Genomic DNA, 17,308 nt, shown 5'->3' on the forward strand with positions numbered 1-17,308 from the left:
CCATTGCGGTGGCGGCCAAGATGGCGGAGCCATCGCCCGGCGAGGGACTTTTAAAAAGTGTTAGTAAGCGTAAGCGTCTGGTCTGAAACTATCTGATATCTTCGGAGAAACCTGAACAGGATCTGCGTGCCCCCTCGCAGATCCTGTTTTTTTATGACTTCGCCCTATGCCGGTCCATCCAAAGCAGGGTCATGATGATCGCAAAGGCAAACACCGCAAGGCCCGCCGCCAGTTGATGGGCCTCGCCCCAGCGCAGTTGTTCGACCAGTTGGTAGATGCGGATCGAGATCACTTCGGTCTTGCCCGGAATAGAGCCACCGATCATCAGCACGACACCGAACTCACCGATGGTATGGGCAAACACCAGCAGCGCCGCGGTCACAAACCCTCTGCGTGACTGTGGCACGACCACCTCAAAAAAGGTGCGCAGGCGTGACGCGCTTAAAGATGAGGCGACATCCAGTTGCTTGGGGTCAATAGACGCAAAAGCGTTGCGTATCGGCTGCACCGCAAACGGCAGGGAATAGAACACCGATCCGATCACCAGCCCGGTAAACGTAAAATTCAGGGTGCGGATGCCGAACGGTTCAAGCAGCACCATCAGCGGACTGTTGGGGCCCATCGCCACCAGCATATAAAAGCCAAGCACGGTCGGCGGCAGGACAATGGGCAGGGTGGTGATCGCCGTCACCACATCCTTAAAAACGCTGTGGCCGCGCGCCAGCCACCAGGCCAGCGGGGTGGCGATCAGCAGCAGCAGAACCGTCGTCACCGCTGCCAGCGACAGCGTGATGTGGACCGCGTCCCCAAGACCTTCGGAACTTACCACCTTCAGCGGACCTCATAACCGTATGAGCGGATAATCCGGATGGCTTCCTGCGACTTCAGAAAGGTCAGCCACGCCCGCGCGGCCGGATTTTTATCGCCGGTTTTCAGGAGGATCACCTGCTGATCTATGGGTGTGTAATAGGATTTCGGCACTATCCAACGCGACCCTGCCTTTGTGCGATATACCTGCGATGAGGCCACAAACCCAAGCTCCGCCGATCCGGTTGAGACGAAATTATAGGTCTGGGCGATCGAGGTGCCCTTGACGATTTTAGGGGCGACCGCTTCATAAATGCCCAGTTTTTTAAGCGTTTCAACGGCGGCCACGCCGTAGGGTGCGGTGCCCGGATCGGCGATAGCGATTTTGCTGAATTTTGCCCTTTTCAGAACGGCACCTTTCGGGTCGATCAGTTTTGGATCGGCGCTCCACAGCACCAGGGCCCCGTAAGCATAGACAAAACGGGTGCCGTTGACGCCCAGTCCTTCCAGTTCCGCCTTGATGGGGCGCTCGGCGTCGGCGGACATAAAGACCTCATAGGGCGCGCCGTTCATGATCTGGGTGTAGAACTGACCTGACGGGCCAAAGCTCAAACTCGCCTCATGGCCGGTGCGCGCCTTGAACGCAGCGGCGATGTCTTTGGCGGGTTCCGTGAAGTTGGCGGCCACCGCCACCTTGACCTCACCGGCATGGCTTATCGTCGTTATGGGCAGGAGCCACAACAGGCATATGAGCAGGCGTAACAACATGACAGCCCCTTAAATAGCGCGGCTTCAAATCCTAAAGGTCATGAACCGTCAGGGCAAACGAATATCATTTTTGTGCGCTGCAATAAGTATAAATGCTTACGTAAGGTAAGCTTAGAAGTATTTTTAAACAACGCCAGCCAGTTAACTCCAAAAAAATCATTATTTCATAAAAAGACCAATGAATTCGGGCCTATGGCGGCATTATTCGCCATTTGGTTGCGATTTTAGTTGATGAATTCAACTTATGGATTTTTTGGAGCCAGAATGTTCCGCGTTATTTCCTGCCTTACCGATCAGCACGATTGGGTTTTGGTCGCATTGGCCGCCATAGTCTGCCTTGTGTCGTCCTTTGCTGCGGTGAACCTGATGCAGCGCGCCAAGGCGACGGATGGTGCCTCGCGTCTGAAATGGCTGCTGACCGCAGGACTTGCGACCGGCTTTGGTATCTGGGCCACGCATTTTATTGCCATGCTGGCCTATGATCCGGGTGTGGCGACGGGCTATGACCTGAATCTGACCGTTTTGTCTCTGGTGATGGCGATTGTCGTGACCGGGGCCGGTATCGCTTTGGCGGTGACCGCGGATTTCAAGGGCGCGCAGGCTGCGGGTGGCGCCTTGGTTGGCGCGGGCATCGGCTGCATGCACTATATGGGCATGACCGCCATGCAGATGCCGGGCTATATTTCCTGGCAGATGGATCTGGTTCTGGCATCGATCGTTCTGGGCATGGCGTTTGGGGCTGTGGCCCTGATGGTGGCGGCGCGCGCCAAGACCTGGAAGGGGATTGCGGCCGCGACCGGGCTGTTGGTGCTGGCGATTGTGTCCCACCATTTTACCGCTATGGGCGGGGTAGTGATTACTCCCGATCCGGCGCGAGTTATTGGCGGGCTGATGCTCAAACCGGACAGCATGTCGCTGGCGATTGCCGTAGCGGCCATGTCGGTCCTGGCGGTGTGTTTGTCGGCGGCGGTTCAGGGACGGCGTATGGAAGCGGTAGTGGCCGCATCGGAGCGGACTTTTAAAATTCTGGTCGAAGGGGTGACGGATTACGCCATCTACATGCTGGATGAGCATGGCCACGTAAATAACTGGAATGCCGGGGCCGAGCGCATTAAGGGCTTTAAGGCGGCTGAAATCGTCGGTAAGCATTTCTCCTGTTTCTATCCTGATGACACGCGCGAAGCGGGTGGCCCGGCGACGGCCCTGTCGATTGCCCTTGAAACGGGCCGCTATGAGGAAGAGGGCTTACGTCTGCGCAAAGGCGGCGAACCGTTCTGGGCGCACGTCATTATTACGCCGGTGCGCGATGAAAATAACAACCTGCTCGGCTTTGCGAAAATCACGCGTGATGTCACCTCCCGCCGCGCGGACCATGAGCGCCTTGTGAAAATGTCGGGCAATCTCGACATGGCGCTGACACACATGTCGCAGGGATTGTGTGTGTTCGATAAGAATGAGCGACTGGTACTCAGTAATCCGCGCTTTACCGAAATGTTTAACCTGCCCGCCGACGCGGTTTATGAGGGGTCAAGTTTCAGACACCTGATCGAGCAGGGGCTGGCCGCGCGTGACGGAAGTGTCCCGGATGGGGCAACAGTGCGCGAAGCCTACGCCAAGCACAAGGCCCTGCTGTATACGGCCGGCGGTGGAAGCCTGGTTGTCGAAGCCTCGCAAAATACGGTCATCTCAATGATATATCGGCCTATGCCGCAAGGCGGGTGGGTGGCGACCTATACCGATATCACGGCCCAGCGCCGCGACGAGGAGCGCATCGCTCACATGGCCCGTCACGATGGCCTGACTGGCCTGCCAAATCGTGAGCACTTCAATACCTATTTGAATCAGGAACTGGACTGGGCCCGTCGCCACCATCTTAAGGTCGCGGTGGTCGCCATTGACCTTGATCGGTTCAAAGAAATTAACGACACCCGTGGCCACGCCGCCGGGGATGAGGTGTTGAAAACCTTGTCGGCGCGGATGCAGGAGATGCTGCACGAAGATGAATTTGTCGCCCGTTTTGGTGGTGACGAGTTTTCGGCAGTTAAGCGGTTTGAGGATGAGGCGGAGCTGATGGATTTCATCGGTCGCCTGAACGATTCCTTAAGCGCGATGATCGATCTCGATGGCTATGAACTGACGCCGGAAGGCAGCCTTGGGGTCGCTATTTTCCCGCAGGACGCTGATAAGCGCGACCCGTTGATGAACAATGCTGATCTGGCGCTGTACCGCGCCAAGGCCAGCCACGGCGAGCGGTTCTGCTTTTACGAAGCCCGCATGGATGAGGCGGCCCGTGATCGCCGCGCCATCGCCAAGGATCTGTGGGAAGCCATCAAAAACGATGAATTCCAGGTCTACTACCAGATCCAGAAATCCGTCATGACGGGTGAAACGACCGGCTATGAGGCCCTGCTGCGCTGGATACACCCGACGCGCGGATTTGTGTCGCCGGTCGATTTTATACCCGTGGCCGAAGAATGCGGTGCGATCCTCGAAATCGGGGAGTGGGTTTTGAGAAACGCCTGCCGTGAGGCTGCGAGCTGGGATAATGATGCCAAGATCGCTGTCAATTTGTCGCCTGTGCAGTTGGGCAATGTCAATCTGGTACAGGTGGTGCATGAGATACTGATCGAGACCGGCCTGTCACCCAAGCGACTTGAACTGGAGATCACGGAGTCGACCATTATCGGTGATAAGGTTCGCGCCCTGCATATCCTGCGTCAGATTAAGGCGCTGGGGGTGACCATCGCCATTGATGATTTCGGCACCGGTTATTCGTCGCTTGATACGCTCAATTCCTTCCCGTTCGACAAGATCAAGATCGACCGGTCGTTCCTGATGGAAGCCGAACAAAGCCCGCAATCGCTGGCGATCATCAAGGCTATTCTGGCGCTGGGTAAGAGCCTGAATGTGCCGGTGCTGGCCGAAGGGGTCGAAACTGAAACCCAGCTTAGTTTGCTGCGCGCAGAAGGTTGCGATGAGGCGCAAGGGTACCTGCTGGGCCGTCCGGCGCCCATGTCCGGCGAGGAAATTAGACGAGCTAAATCGGCTTAAGTGCGGCGGTTTGGGCAGCACTGATCAAGCCGTCGATCCCCTTATCGAGCGTAGCCTGCGACTTGGCAAAGCACAACCGCAGGATCGGCAGTTCGCGCCCTGTCGGGGAAAAGGACTGAAGCGGGATAGTCGCCACGCCGCCGGTCTCTAAGGCGTGGTGTGCAAAGGCCAGCCCGTCCATCTTAAGGTTCAGCGGCGTCAGGTCGATGTTCAAGAAATAGCTGCCATCGGCAGGTAAAATCTCAAACCCTGCATCACCCAAGCGCGTCGCCATATAATCGCGGGCGATGCGCAGTTCCGTGCGCGCCTCATCGAAACGCGCGGTGGGCAGACCAAGACCGTAGGCCACACCATGTTGCAGGTTTGGCGGCGTGGTAAAGGTGATGAACTGATGGGCGCGGGCGACCTGATCGATCAGAGCTTGCGGCCCGCACACGAAACCCACTTTCCAGCCGGTCAGGGCAAACAGCTTGCCCGCCGATCCGATTTTCAGCGCCCGGTCTTTGAGGCTGTCGATATGCAGAACGCTTAAGTGCGGCTGGTCAAAGACCACATTTTCCCACACTTCATCGCTGATGACGACGGCATTATATTGCGCACAAAACCGGCCCAGGCTTTCCAGTTCATCCCGCGTCAAGGCGTGCGTCGTCGGGTTGTTAGGCGTGGTGATCATGACCAGCCTGGTGCGATCCGAAAAGACGGCTTTCAGATCCTCATCGTCAAAGCGCCAGTGCGGCGGCTTAAGCTGTACAATCTTGGGTACACCGCCCGCGCGCTCAATCAGCGGGATATAGGCATCGTACATCGGCTCAAACACCACCACCTCATCGCCGGGGGTGATCAGCGCCAAAAGGGCGGCACAAATGGCCTCCGTAGCCCCGGAGGTGATCAGCACATTGGCTGTATCGAGTTTAAGGTTCTGCGTGCGGCCATAAAACGCCGCGACCGCGTGGCGTAATTCCATCAGCCCGCGCATGGGCGGATACTGGTTTGACTGGTGGATCAGCGCTTCGGCGGCGGCCCGGCGGACATCTTTAAATCCGTCACTTTCCGGAAAACCCTGACCCAGATTGACGGCCCCAAGTTCCCGCGCCCGCAAAGACATGGTTTCAAAGATCGAGGTTTTCAGATCACGAAAGACGGGGTTCATACTGGCTCCGGTAAGGTTGGCGCTTACGCTGTTTTTATTTATGGGGTGGAGTTTGTTTAAAGTGTTAAATTTTACCGCATCAATGGCTGTTGGTAACTTTTTGCTAACCCTTTTTTAGTCAGTATCGGCCCTTCATAAAGGGTCTTTACAACATGCTCGCGCGTTTTAAAACAAAACCCGCCGAGATCAGCTTACGCGACGTCGGTCACAGCGATCTCAATGTCTTTTTCGCGCAGCAGCAGGATGCCGAGGCCAACCATATGGCCGCGTTCACGCCGCGCAATCCGTCCGACCGCATCGCGTTTGATAAGTTCTGGACCCATATCCGTACCGACCCGACCATCCTTCGCCGCACCATATTGTGGGAAGGTCAGATCGCGGGCAGCATCGTCAGCTTTGACTGTATGGGCGTGCGCTGCGTCGGTTATTGGCTGGGGCGGGAATTCTGGGGGCACGGGATTGCGACCGAGGCCCTGATTCAGTTTCTGGAGATCGAGCCCAGGCGCCCGCTGTTTGCGCGTATCGCCTTTGACAATCTGGCCTCTCAGCGCGTGCTGGAAAAATGCGGGTTTAGCCTGATCGGTCATGACCGCTACTATGCCGAAGCGCGCAAGACGGCGATCCGCGAAAACGTGTTGCGGCTTACCTGAACATCCACACCATCAGGGCCGTGACAACAATCAACGCCACCGACAGGATGCGGTAGTTCTGCCACCAAGGCAATGACTTAAGCGCCAAGGTTTCCCGTTGCCACAGATCGCCGGAAAAGGTCAGTGGGTTGACGCGCTCAGCCTCCGGTGGGGCCGTCATCAGGCTGGCTATGGCGGTCGCAATGAGACTTACTGCAAAGATCACAAACGCAGCTTTCAAAAAATGCAGGTTTACGGCGTGGGTGATTTCCACACTGATGAAAAACACCACGCTCAATAGTGTGCCGATGATCAGCCCCGCTTTCGCGCCCGCGTCATTGGCCCGTCGCCAGAACAGGCCTGCAAAAAATACCGCGGCGACCGGTGGCACGAAATAGCTGAGGATCGCCTGCAAATATTGCCATAGACTGTCGCGCATCGCCCCGATCATCGGCACCCACAACATCGACAGCAGCATGAGGATAACGACCGTAATCCGGCCGGCACGGATCAGGGCGGCATCGCTCATATCCGGCTTGAACCGGCGCACAAAATCAATGGTCACCAAAGTCGAGGCCGCATTGTAATTAGCCGCCAGCGTCGATATAATGGTGGCCAGAAAGGCAGCGATCAGTATGCCTAAAATGCCTGTTGGCAATAGCGTCAGGATCAAACTGGGGAAGACCTGATCGGGGCGCGCAAGGCTGGGGAAAATCAGCACGGCCGCCACACCGGGGATGCACAGCAAAAACAGTGAACTGAGTTTCAGCAAACCCGCAAACAGCCCGCCCCAGCGCCCGTGATCCAGTGACCGGGCCGCCAGCATCCGCTGCACCATAAACTGATTGGTACACCAGAAATAAAAGCCGATGATCAGCCCGCCGGTCACCAGCCCCGTCCACGGCATGACCGGGTCGTTATCGGGCCGGATCAGGCTGAGGTGTGAGGCGGGCACGCCGTTTTTGATAGCCTCCCAGCCGCCTGCGGCATTGACGGTCAGTACGGCGACAATCACGCCGCCGATCAGCAGAATGACCGCCTGAATGGCTTCGGTGACCATTACCGCACGAAGGCCGCCGATGATCAGGAATATGCCCGCACACAAGGCTAGCACACACGATATCTGCCACAGGGCGGCACCCGGCAACAGGATTTGCAGCAGCACGCCGCCAGCAAACAGGGCGCCCGCCGTGTCGGCCAGCACACACAGGAAAATGGTCAGGCCCGACAGATAGGTGCGCGCAAACCGCGAATAGCGCCGCTCAAGGAACTCCGGCACGGTGAACACATTCGAGGACAGATAGGTCGGCAGCACAAACGCACAAAACAGCGGCAGAACCAGCGTGCCCATCCACTCATAATTATGGACATTAATCCCGTGCGCATAGGCCGATCCGGGCAGGCCAATCATACCGACGGCGGTCATGTTGGAGGCAAACAGCGCAAAGCCGATCATGTACCACGGGGCCGAGCGACCGGCCAGAAAGTGGTCGCGGGCCTTGTCGGGATTTAGCGCGCCGGTGCGGGCCATCAGCGCCAACGTGACCAGCCCGATAAGATAGGCCGCGATGATAACACTATCTACCCAAGATAACTGAAACCCTGCCATATCGCCCCTGCGGTTTTTTCAGGCAACATGACAGGGTTTGCAGGTGTGCGCTAGTTGTCAGAATGGAAACGGCGCACCACGACAATGCCCCAGCGATAGGCCATGTCTTTGTTTTCGCGCGCTTGAATGAGCGGGCTGTCGGCCACGTCCCCAAGCGCTTTTTCGGCGTTCACAAAGGTGCCGATGCCGTATTGCTTGATGGGCGTCATCATCAGAAACGCCACGCCCACGTTCTGTACGCCGCCGCCCAGATTATAGGGGGCAATGCCGGTGGCGGCGGATTCTTCCGGGTCGATACCGAAAAAGGCCTGATTGGTTTTTTTATCACCGCCGCGCACATAGGCAAGGCTTTGCAGCAGGCCGACCTTGGTGATGTCCTGCCGTGAAGCGGATACCTGCCAGGCCGTCCCTTCGGATTGGCCGCTGATGTCCTGACCGATCCGGCCGCCGATCGAGACATTATCGAGCACCCGCACATAGGCATAGGTGGCGGCGTCCCAGCCACGATCCGGCAGGACGAGGCCCTCAACATTTGATTGTCCGGCATAGCGTGGGCGCAACTGAAACCCCGCCCGCACCTTATCGCGCAAAATGGCATTATAGCCCAGCCCGTCAAGGCCGTTGGCATAGAGGCGGTTCTTATAGTTGAACGATCCCCACGCCGTGACGCGCACCTGATTAGGGTCTTTGCCACTGGGGCTAAAGCCATAGACGGGGCCTGCGCCGACATCGAGCGTCCATGTTTTAGGGGCTTCGACAGCCTTGAACGGCTGGGCCTGTGCGTGGGCCATGTGAGCGGTGGTCATCACGGCCAGAGAGGTCATCAGGGCGGCGGCAGTTTTCAACATGGTCGTGTCTTTCCTTGAGCGCTGGCACCCACATAGGATGTTACCCAGACAGATCAACCCTTAGCACCTGCAAAAACAAAGTATCTATAGGTTTTGCGGTGTAAATCTGATGGCTTGCCCGCCGCCGGGGGCGAGGTTCAGGGTAAGTGTGTCATGGGTGGATACGGTGCGCGTCTGGATGACATAGTGATGGCGGGTATTGGTGCGGTAGTCGGTATCGTCCGCGTCGCGATAGATGGTCGCCTGATAGGTCTTGTTCGCATCCAGAAAATCGAGAGACAAGTCCAAACGGCGCGGTTGCGCATTGGTGGCGGCGCCCAGATACCAGTCAGCCGATCCGCGGTCTTTGCGCGCAATCGTCACAAACTCACCGACCTCACCATTCAGCACACGGGTGTCGCCCCAGTCGGTCGGCACGTCCTTGATAAACTGAAACGGCGCAAGATGTTTTTGGTAATTTTCGATCGTATCTGCCGCCATTTGCACCGGCGAATAGATGATCACATATAGCGCCAGTTGTTTGGCCACGGTCGAATTGAGCGGCTGGTTCACGCCCTCTAAGCTCAATATCCCCGGCGTGAAATCCATCGGCCCGGACAGCAGGCGCGTGAACACCAGATTAAGCTCATGTTCCGGCGGATTGGGCGGATTGCCCCAGGCATTATATTCCATACCGCGCGCCCCTTCGCGGGCAACCCAGTTGGGATAGGTGCGGCGCAGGCCGGTGTCCTTGATCGGCTCATGGGCGTTGATGGCGATCTGGCGTTTGGCGGCCTCAAGCACGACTTTCAGATGATGACGCGATGCGGCCTGCCCGTCATGCCAGGCGTAATGGTCGCGGCTTTGCGCATCAATCGTGCGAAACCCGCCCGCATCCGACACATAGCCGGTTTTGACGGAATCGACACTCAGCCGCTGATAGAGATCAAGGGCGGCCTCAAGCTGGGATTCATAAAGCGCGGCATTGCCTGCGGTTTCGTGGTGACCGACGATGCGCACGCCTTTTGATTTGGCGTAGGCGGCGACGGCTTCAAGGTCGAAATCGGGATAGGCGGTGGTGAAGTCAAAGGTGCTGCCGTCTGCAAACCATTCCGCATCCCAGCCGGTGTTCCACCCTTCGATCAGCACACCGCGAAGGCCATGTTCCGCCGCAAAATCGATATAGGCTTTGGCGCGTTCCGTGGTGGCGCCATGTGTTTCCCCTGACCCCCACGTCGTCAATCCTAAGTGCATCTCCCACCAGATGCCGATGAATTTGTGCGGCACGACCCATGACACATCCCCCAGCGCATTGGGTTCATTTAGATTGAGGATAAGGTCGTTCTCAATCAGCCCACCCGCGGTACCCGCGATCTGCACCGTCCGCCACGGGGTGTTGAACGGCGCCGTGCGCACCACCTTGGGGCCAATACCGGACGGTGACAGATTGGCCTTCAACACCTGCCCGGTCGAGCGCCGAAGCCACATGGCCGAATAGTCTATGAGTGCCGCTTCGTGCAAGGCCAGATGCAGGCCGGAAGCGGTGCGCAGGGTGATCGGGGTGTGGGCCTGTGACACTTCGGCCAGCGGGGTTTTGTTGTAAAGAAATTCGTACCGGCTCCACTCTCCCGCCGGTATCCACCAGGCGGTGGCAGGCTCGGTTATGGCAAACTCGGTCTGTTCTTCAACGATATTGACGGTCTTTAATTGCGGCTGATCGGGGAACTCATAGCGAAAACCAAAGCCGTTATCAAATAGGCGGAACACCACGGTAATTGTGCGCAAAAGCCGGTTGCGCTCGGTCAGGTCAATGCGCAGTTCGGTATAGTGATTGCGCACAAACCGGCGCTCACCCCACGGCAGTTCCCAGGTCTCATCGTGCTGGGATTGCGACTGCGCGGTCAGGGTCAGGTTGCGCTCCCATTTCGGCTGATCGGCAAACAGAAACCCCAGTTTCGACGGGGAGATAACCTCCTGCCCATGGCGGCTAATGGCATAGGTGGCATGGCCTTCATTGCCGATGCGGATTTGGACGGTGATCGATCCGTCAGGTGAGGCGGCATGGGCGACCACCTCACCGGCGCGCGCCGACGGAACGGCAAAGGCTGTCGTGGCGGACTGGCTCATGAGCGGCTACCGGCATCAGAGCGCAGGGCCTGCCCTAACTTGCGTACATCCTGCCCCAAGGCCATGACCTGCTCGACCGACATGCCCATGGTCTCCAGCATCTCATGCGGTATACAGACGGCCTTTTGCTTCAGCGTCTTACCCGCGTCAGTCAGGGTGATGCGCATGACGCGCTCATCGTTGTGGTCACGGGTGCGGTTGATATAGCCGGTCGCCTGCAAGCGCTTAAGCAGCGGGGTCAGGGTGCCGCTGTCGAGAAACAAAGGCTTACCCAGTTCGCTGACCGACTGATCATCCTTTTCCCACAGCAGCAACATGACCAAGTATTGCGGATAGGTCAGATTAAGCGGGTCCAGATGCGGCTTATAGGCCGCCGTAAAGGCATGGGCGGTCGAATGAACCGCAAAACAAATTTGGTTATGCAGCCATAATTCGGGGGTTTCGCGGGTTTCTGACATTTTTTATCCTTTAATATCAGATAGGTATCATATTTTTACGGAAAAATCAATTAAATTGCACACAATTAAATTGACAAAACATTGTGCACAATTTAATTATCCATCATCGAAATGTATTCGCGTTCATATCAAACCCCAAAGGAGACTACCATGACCACCAAGATCAACGCTCTCTATACCGCCCATGCCCGCGCTACCGGCGGCCGTGAAGGCACCGGCTCCACCGATGACGGCAAGGTTTCCGTCAAGCTGTCGACGCCCAAGGAACTGGGCGGTGCCGGCGGGGAGGGCACCAACCCGGAACAATTGTTTGGCATCGGCTATGCCGCCTGTTTCATTGGCGCACTGAAATTCGTCGGCGGCCGCGATAAGGTCGCGGTCCCTGCCGATACAACTATCGACTCCTCAGTCGGTATCGGTCAGACCCCCGGCGGCTTTGGCCTTGAAGTCACCCTGAAGATTTCCTTGCCGGGCGTTGAGGCCGAAGCGGCCGACCGCCTGATCGCCGAAGCCCATAAGGTCTGCCCGTACTCCAACGCCACCCGCGGCAATATCGAAGTGACTTTGGTTAGGGTTTAATCACGCTAACTTCAGGCCTGATCAGCAAGGGGCTTTCCTTGTCGATCAGGCCATTTTCGCGGGCCACTAGCGTTGGAATAAGGATCTGGCCCGTCACATTGGTGGCCGTTCGGACCATATCAATGATGCGGTCAATGGCGGCCAAAAGCGCCAGCCCTTCCAGCGGCAGGCCCGCAGCGGTCAGTGTCAGGGTCAGCATGACGGTCGCCACCCCTGGCACACCTGCGGTCGCCAGCGACCCCAGAATAGAGCTGATATAGATGATCACGATATGGGCGGGCGTCAATTCAATCCCGAAATAGTTGGCCGTGAAGATCGAGGCTATGGCCGGATATATCGCGCCGCAGCCGTCCATCTTCATATTGGCCCCCAGTGGTATGGCAAAGCCCGCATAGGACGGCGAGAGTTTGAGATTATTGATCGCTGAATTGAGCGACACGGGCAGGGTGCCTAGCGATGAGCAGGTAAAAAACGCCGTCTGCTGGGCCTGAAACACACCCTTGTAAAACCCGCTCACCCGCAGGCCATGCAGCTTGAGCAATATGGGATAGATCACGAATACATGGATCAGGCAGGCGAGGTAAATCGCGCCGATGAAGCCTAATAACGGCGTCAGGCTTTCCAGCCCATATGAGCCGACCACCGACCCGATCAGGCCAAACACCCCGATGGGGGTCAGGCGGATGATCCAGCGCGTGATCTGAAACATGACCTGTGAGCCCTGATCAACGATACGGCTTAAGGATTCGGTTTTATCACGCAAAGCCGCAAGGGCCGCGCCGACAATGATGGCGACAAACACAACGCTTAACACCTGCCCCTTGGCGAAGGCATCAATGATATTGGTGGGGACTATGCCTAAGAATACATCGACGACCGGCGGGATGTCTTTGGGCTTAAGCTCAGCCAGCGGCAATCCGGTCAGGCCAAGCCCCGGCTGAAACAGGTGGCCGATCCCAAGCCCCAGCGTCACCGCCAGCGCTGAGGTCACCATAAACCACAGGATAGTCTGTACGCCTAATTTGACAGTCTTGCCGCCGTCCTGATGGCCGAGTTTGGCAATCGATGAGGCGATGGTGAAAAACACCAACGGCACGATCAGCATCTTGATCAGCCGTAAAAACAAATCGCCGATTGGCTCGACATAGGGCACGGCCCGTTCGCCGAAAATCACTCCGACGGCAATACCGGCCACAAGCCCGATGACGGTGCGCAGCCAGAACGGGGTTTTATTGAGCAGGCTGAGCATGGAGATTACCAGAGGTGAGCGACCAGACAGACATATAGGGGCTAAGCCTTAGCTGTCAAACCGACGATAAGGCGCTCCCCTCCGTGTGGCGTCTCTCCGCCGCAGGAGCGGGGTGGAGGCTTTGGATAATATCCGAACGCAGCCAGTCCCCGACCGACAGATCGGCGGCAATAAAGCCGCGCGTTTTCAGCCATTGTTCAAGGTCAGAAAGCGGCTTCTGGCGGAACGCTTCCAGCCCGATTTGTGCGCCTTCGACGAACAGATCACCGTAGGCCTCAAACGCCAGATCGGCGCTGACCTTGCCTTCGATCGCAATCTGGTTGAGGGCTTCCTTCGGGAAGGTTTGCGCCCAATGGTGGGCCTCAGATAACTGCCGCAACAGCCGCGCCACCACATTGGGCTCAGCCTCAAGGAACGGATCGTCGACCGTCACGGCCCGCAGTTCGATCAGTCCGGACAGTCTGTCATCATGACGAATATCGGTAGCGGAAAAGCGGTGCAGTTCGCGCAAACCGGCGGCCCGCGCCAACTCAATCCCCTTGGCCCCATAAAGAATGGCGGCGTCGGTTTGCCCGCCCAGCAGGGCTTCGATCTCACGGCGGGCGATGTCGCCAAACGGCACCGACGGATGATCGGAGACCACATTGGTAAATTCCACGGCCTCCGGGCCGGAGCCTGCGAAGGCGGTTATCGTCTCCCAGGCCCGCAAAGCCCGCACCCGCGCAGGCGAAAATGACCCCGCCTCACGCGGCACAGACAATCGCACCCCTTTGAGATCATGCAGGGATCGTAACGGACTTTTCTGAGGCACGACCACGCTCACCGAATGATAAGTCGCCCCCAGCGCCAGCAGACGGCTGCGGCCATTTAAGCCGTAGGCCCACAGGGCCGTGGCCGCATCGGCTTCGCGGATCAGGTTAGGCAGGGTGTGATCCAGATGGCCCTGACGCACTGCTGGCGTCGAATTTTCACGCACCGAAATGACGTTGATGTTTTCGCGCAAAAACTCACGCTGAAGTATGCCGCGATTGGCGATCAGCCCCAGCGCTGTCAGCGTCGGGCAGCGCGCATACCACACCAGTTGGGCGGGGCCTGAGTGAGGCTTTGGGGGGCGTGGCGGCGGCGGTGTCTGGGAATGGGGCATGATAAGACTATTCGATGGCGGTAATCATTATTTCCTATCATATTAGTTTTAAATTTGATCGCGATAAAAACTCAACCCTAAGCTCAGAAAATGTCAACAATCGCAGGCCTTGCGGTCAGGATTTGCGTTAAAACCTTGAGGCGGTGCAGATTCTGGCTTATGGAACCTAAAGTTCACTCACGGCGTCCATACTCAGATAATGTTATCCCAGCGAGCCAAATACACCATCCGCGCCATGCAGGAATTGGCCAAGGCACCGGCGGGTGAGACCTTGCAGGCCGGGGAACTGGCCGAGCGCATCAAGGCGCCGCTGCATTTCCTTGAGGGCATATTGCTGGAATTGCGCCGCGAAGGGCTGTTGATTTCGCGCCGCGGACGTTCCGGCGGTTATGCTTTGGCTAAGCCTGCCGATCTGATTTCCATTGCTGATCTCATCCGTCTGGTCGACGGGCCTCTGGCGCTGACGACCTGCGCCAGCCGTACCGCCTATGCGGAGTGCGAGGATTGCCCAACCCCCGAAGATTGCCAGTTGCGCAATATTCTGGTCTCCGCCCGTGACGCGGTAGCGCGGGTGCTGGAAGGGGCGACGATTGCCCGGCCCATACCGAATTTACCTGTATCATAAGTTTCATTAGGGTCTGCCTATGTTAAGCGTTCTCGATATCTTCAAGATCGGCATCGGCCCCTCCAGTTCACACACCGTTGGTCCCATGCGCATCGCCACCCGCGCTCTGGCGGATGCCGCAGCAGCCGGTGTGCTCAGCAAAGCCGCCCGCGTGCGGATCGAGCTTCAGGGATCGCTGGCCCTGACCGGCATTGGCCACGGCTCGGATAAGGCGGCGGTGCTTGGGCTATTGGGCGCGGAACCCGATACGGTCGATCCAGACTGGGCGGAAACGACCTTTATTCAGCTCAAAACCGCCACCGAAATCGCCCTGCACAATGGGCCGGTGGTGCCGTTTAATTTCCGTCAGGATGTCGATTTTCGCGGGGATATAGTCCCGCGCCTGCACCCCAATGGCCTGTGTGTGCGGCTTTATGATGCGGGCGGTGCGGTGATTTTCGAGCGCACCTTCTATTCGGTCGGCGGCGGATTTATTGCCTCAAGTGAGCAGTTGTCTCGGCCCCCTGAAAACGACCTGATCGGGATTGCAGGCAAGGGGGCTTTACCATTTGCCTCAGCGGCGCAATTGCTGCAACATTGTGCGCAGCATGGCCTTAATGTCTATGACGTGGTGCTGGCTAACGAAGACGCCAAACGTCCGCGCGGTGAGACCGATGTCGGACTTAAGCGCATCTGGGAGGCGATGAATGGCTCCATTGATCGCGGCCTGCGGATCGACGGTATCTTGCCGGGTGGCCTGAGTGTGCGCAGGCGTGCCTCCAGCCTTTATGAGATCCTGACGAGCGAGAGCCACAATCAGGAATCCGAGCGCCTGTTTGACTGGCTGAACGTGTTTGCGATGGCGGTGAACGAGGAAAACGCCGCCGGTGGCCGGGTGGTCACCGCCCCTACCAATGGCGCGGCGGGGATTATTCCGGCCCTGATCCGCTATTATTGTGCGCAGGATGGCTGGACGGATGAGGATACGAAAGCCGACGGCCGGATCGGACGATTCCTGCTGACGGCGGCGGGCATTGGCATGATCTATAAGCAGCGGGCATCTCTGTCCGGGGCTGAAATGGGCTGTCAGGGTGAGGTCGGTGTCGCTTGCTCGATGGGCGCGGCCGGGCTGTGCGCGGTCTGGGGCGGCACGGCGGCGCACATCGAACACGCGGCTGAGATCGGCATGGAGCATAATCTGGGCCTGACCTGCGATCCTGTCGGTGGCCTGGTGCAGATCCCGTGCATTGAGCGTAACGCCATCGGGGCCGTTAAGGCCGCCAATGCGGCGCGCCTGTCTTTGCGCGACTCCAGCGAACACAAGGTCACGCTCGATCAGGTCATCGAGACCATGCGTCAGACCGGCCTTGATATGTCCTCAAAATATAAGGAAACTTCACAAGGCGGCTTGGCCGTCAATGTGGTGGAGTGCTGAGATAACCGCTATCACTTAACCAGTCTCGCAACCGTGCGGGCCAGTCATGGACGGATTTAAGCGGTGAGCGGTCGCCCATGTTGAAGGCATGGCCACCGCGGGCGAAATAATGCACCTCCACAGGCACATCATAGGGCGCATACAGATCAAGCAGGGTGTTGAAGGTTTTAACTGGGCCCTTGTCATCATAGGCGGTCAGCAGAAACGCGGGCGGAGGTGGGGTGTCGAACTTTGCGGGCAGCCCCAGCGGGCCGGAATAGATTTCGACAATAAAGTCGGGCCGCGCGCTCACCCGCTCCACCGGATCGGCGGATTTAGGATCACCGTCAAAGCCTGAAAAACTGACCATGTGGACCAGTTCGCCACCAGCGGAAAAGCCCATCACCCCGATGCGGTTGGGGTCAATGCCGTAGTCCGTGGCATGGGCGCGGACATAGCGTATAGCGCGCCTCAAATCCGCCGCTCCATGGGCCTCGATATCGTAATCGGCCTTGCCGTTATCTTCGCGGCCCAGCCGGTATTTCAACGCAAAGGCGGTGACGCCCAGCCCTTGCAGATATTTCGCGGGTTTAACCCCTTCGGAATTGAACACCAGGTTTTCATGGCCACCGCCGGGCACGACAATAATGGCCGTGGCGCTATGGCGAGCCGGATCGGGAGCATAGACGGTGACCGAAGGATTATGGACGCTGCGCACCCACCAGTCGGCGGCTTTTTCAGGCTCATCTTTCAGGGTTTCAAATCCCGGCGCGCCGCCTGGCCACAGGTGGGTAACGGCTTGAGCGTGGGCGCTTAAAGCAAGGCCCGCCCACAGGGCGAACGCGATAGCGGTTCTGAACATGAATTAAGCTCCCCAAATTATAGTTTTGGG

Annotated in this window: 15 protein-coding genes; 5 read left to right on the forward strand and 10 right to left on the reverse strand. The window is 57.9% G+C overall.

The features are described 5' to 3' along the window. Nucleotides 1-151: 151 nt before the first annotated feature. Nucleotides 152-829 (reverse strand): molybdate ABC transporter permease subunit, encoded by a 678-nt coding sequence (modB, locus tag IE102_RS05055; RefSeq protein ID WP_189485292.1) that lies wholly within the window; start codon nt 827-829, stop codon nt 152-154. A 2-nt stretch (nt 830-831) separates the two neighbouring features. Beyond that, a complete protein-coding gene (gene modA, locus IE102_RS05060; RefSeq protein ID WP_189485294.1) occupies nt 832-1,575 on the reverse strand; it encodes a molybdate ABC transporter substrate-binding protein in 744 nt (247 codons plus the stop codon). Between the two features lie 264 nt (nt 1,576-1,839). Between modA and IE102_RS05065 the strand changes: the two genes are divergently transcribed. After that, nucleotides 1,840-4,626 carry a bifunctional diguanylate cyclase/phosphodiesterase gene (locus IE102_RS05065; protein WP_189485296.1) on the forward strand — a complete coding sequence of 929 codons (2,787 nt, stop codon included), beginning with the start codon at nt 1,840-1,842 and terminating at the stop codon, nt 4,624-4,626. Here the strand turns inward: IE102_RS05065 and IE102_RS05070 are convergent. Further along, complete coding sequence (locus IE102_RS05070) at nt 4,613-5,776, reverse strand: aminotransferase (protein ID WP_189485297.1); 1,164 nt, start codon at nt 5,774-5,776, stop codon at nt 4,613-4,615. The two genes, IE102_RS05065 and IE102_RS05070, sit on opposite strands and share 14 nt — an antisense overlap. Nucleotides 5,777-5,928: 152 nt before the next feature. Between IE102_RS05070 and IE102_RS05075 the strand changes: the two genes are divergently transcribed. Continuing rightward, nucleotides 5,929-6,426: a GNAT family N-acetyltransferase gene (locus IE102_RS05075; protein WP_189485299.1), complete on the forward strand. Its 498-nt coding sequence runs from the start codon at nt 5,929-5,931 to the stop codon at nt 6,424-6,426. Here the strand turns inward: IE102_RS05075 and IE102_RS05080 are convergent. The 4 genes from IE102_RS05080 to IE102_RS05095 all read right to left on the reverse strand — a co-directional run bounded on the left by IE102_RS05080 (nt 6,419) and on the right by IE102_RS05095 (nt 11,426). Further along, on the reverse strand, nt 6,419-8,014 hold the full coding sequence (locus tag IE102_RS05080) for a sodium:solute symporter (RefSeq protein ID WP_189485300.1): 1,596 nt from the start codon (nt 8,012-8,014) through the stop codon (nt 6,419-6,421). The two genes, IE102_RS05075 and IE102_RS05080, sit on opposite strands and share 8 nt — an antisense overlap. A gap of 50 nt (nt 8,015-8,064) precedes the next feature. Beyond that, the gene (locus IE102_RS05085; RefSeq protein WP_229807568.1) at nt 8,065-8,862 is read right to left on the reverse strand and encodes a MipA/OmpV family protein; all 798 of its coding nucleotides are present in this window, start codon (nt 8,860-8,862) and stop codon (nt 8,065-8,067) included. Nucleotides 8,863-8,946: 84 nt separating this feature from the next. Beyond that, nucleotides 8,947-10,968, reverse strand: a complete 2,022-nt coding sequence (locus tag IE102_RS05090; RefSeq protein ID WP_189485302.1) for a glycoside hydrolase family 97 protein — start codon at nt 10,966-10,968, stop codon at nt 8,947-8,949. Continuing rightward, nucleotides 10,965-11,426 (reverse strand): MarR family winged helix-turn-helix transcriptional regulator, encoded by a 462-nt coding sequence (locus IE102_RS05095; RefSeq protein WP_189485304.1) that lies wholly within the window; start codon nt 11,424-11,426, stop codon nt 10,965-10,967. The genes IE102_RS05090 and IE102_RS05095 overlap by 4 nt, the downstream gene beginning before the upstream one ends. 150 nt (nt 11,427-11,576) lie before the next feature. Here IE102_RS05095 and IE102_RS05100 point away from each other — a divergent pair, with 150 nt between their 5' ends. Continuing rightward, nucleotides 11,577-12,005, forward strand: coding sequence for an organic hydroperoxide resistance protein (locus IE102_RS05100; RefSeq protein ID WP_189485306.1), 429 nt, complete (start codon nt 11,577-11,579; stop codon nt 12,003-12,005). On the opposite strand, the gene IE102_RS05105 is transcribed toward IE102_RS05100, so the two are convergent. Together IE102_RS05105 and IE102_RS05110 are read right to left on the reverse strand one after the other, a co-directional pair. Continuing rightward, a complete protein-coding gene (locus IE102_RS05105) occupies nt 11,995-13,254 on the reverse strand; it encodes a dicarboxylate/amino acid:cation symporter (protein ID WP_189485307.1) in 1,260 nt (419 codons plus the stop codon). The two genes, IE102_RS05100 and IE102_RS05105, sit on opposite strands and share 11 nt — an antisense overlap. A 55-nt stretch (nt 13,255-13,309) precedes the next feature. Then, nucleotides 13,310-14,398: an ABC transporter substrate-binding protein gene (locus IE102_RS05110; RefSeq protein ID WP_189485308.1), complete on the reverse strand. Its 1,089-nt coding sequence runs from the start codon at nt 14,396-14,398 to the stop codon at nt 13,310-13,312. A 199-nt stretch (nt 14,399-14,597) separates the two neighbouring features. On the opposite strand from IE102_RS05110, the gene IE102_RS05115 reads away from it, so the two are divergent. Beyond that, nucleotides 14,598-15,023, forward strand: coding sequence for an RrF2 family transcriptional regulator (locus IE102_RS05115; protein ID WP_189485310.1), 426 nt, complete (start codon nt 14,598-14,600; stop codon nt 15,021-15,023). Nucleotides 15,024-15,042: 19 nt separating this feature from the next. Next, nucleotides 15,043-16,437: an L-serine ammonia-lyase gene (locus tag IE102_RS05120; protein ID WP_189485312.1), complete on the forward strand. Its 1,395-nt coding sequence runs from the start codon at nt 15,043-15,045 to the stop codon at nt 16,435-16,437. Here IE102_RS05120 and IE102_RS05125 read toward each other — a convergent pair. Then, nucleotides 16,418-17,278: an alpha/beta hydrolase gene (locus IE102_RS05125; RefSeq protein WP_189485313.1), complete on the reverse strand. Its 861-nt coding sequence runs from the start codon at nt 17,276-17,278 to the stop codon at nt 16,418-16,420. The two genes, IE102_RS05120 and IE102_RS05125, sit on opposite strands and share 20 nt — an antisense overlap. Between the last annotated feature and the right edge of the window lie 30 nt (nt 17,279-17,308).

Source organism: Asticcacaulis endophyticus, assembly GCF_014652575.1.
Classification (GTDB): Bacteria; Pseudomonadota; Alphaproteobacteria; order Caulobacterales; family Caulobacteraceae; genus Asticcacaulis; species Asticcacaulis endophyticus.